2 protein-coding genes are annotated in these 983 nt (G+C 39.3%); both read right to left on the bottom strand.

Translation table 11 applies throughout. The features are described from left to right. Window positions 1-195: 195 nt before the first annotated feature. Window positions 196-705: an endolysin LysAB3 gene (gene lysAB3, locus NL42_RS16920; RefSeq protein WP_461313634.1), complete on the bottom strand. Its 510-nt coding sequence runs from the start codon at window positions 703-705 to the stop codon at window positions 196-198. Further along, a partial coding sequence (locus NL42_RS16915) for a holin (RefSeq protein WP_461313633.1) occupies window positions 689-983 on the bottom strand: 295 nt, incomplete at its 5' end. The genes lysAB3 and NL42_RS16915, both read right to left, overlap by 17 nt.

Genomic DNA, 983 nt, shown 5'->3' with positions numbered 1-983 from the left:
GTCTCAAGAATTACCAAAATAATAATTCAGAAAGTTTGGCAGAAAACAAAGTCAGGCGAATAAAACAGGTATATAACTAAAATTTATAGTGTTAAAGCCCTCCTTAGAGGGCTTTAACACAAATACCTACATTCACATTACTATTGATCGTATGAGCTGTGCAGCCTGAAAGCAGAATGCACAGCATTAAAGCAGCTAGTTTGCACTTATACATTTTTGATGCCTGTCAAGTTGTCTAGTCCAGACGCCATAGCAGCCATTTTTACGAATAGAACAATCGCGCTTTGCTACATACTTATATTTAAGCAACGAGTCGCAAGCTGCTTTATATTGACTACTCTTTAAATGCTTAAGCATTGAGGATTTTGCGAATGTTGGTACACCGTACTGATAAGAAAAATCCAAATAAATGTCATATTCAGTTTGTGATAATTTCCCCCCCCTCAATGAATCCTTAAATGCAACTTCACGTTTAGCTACATCATTACGCAACCATTTATCTGCTGTTGCCCGTGTGATTGGTGGATCTGTAATTTTTACTGCTGAGCCGTCAGGTTTAAATGTAGAACCATGCCCCTGCGTTGGACGATCACCCTTAACAGGGATTACCGGCTTTGACGTAAACCCTTCATCAACTTTTACACCCATAAAAAAAGCAGCCGAAGCTGCTAGTAAACCCACTACATATTTAGTCTTGTTTGACATTACATTCCCCATTTAATTTTTTCATTTCTAGCTCATGTAAATCTTGCTCTCGCTGTATACGCAACATCGACTCAAGCTCTTCACGCTTATTTCGCTTAAATTGAAAATAAGCATTTAAAAGAAAACCGACTACCGCAACTAAAAGACCCGTTAAAGCGACCCAATCAATTGATGTAATAAATCCCAAAATAGTTGCCCCCGCCCCTGTGTATGTTGCATATGTCGCCTTTGTTGCTGCACCTGCTGCCACTTCTGCAACACTACTTGCTGCATGATCT

Source organism: Acinetobacter sp. GN11, from assembly GCF_054823985.1.
Note: the sequence above shows the minus strand (reverse complement) of the source record. Positions and strands in the feature narration are given on the sequence as shown.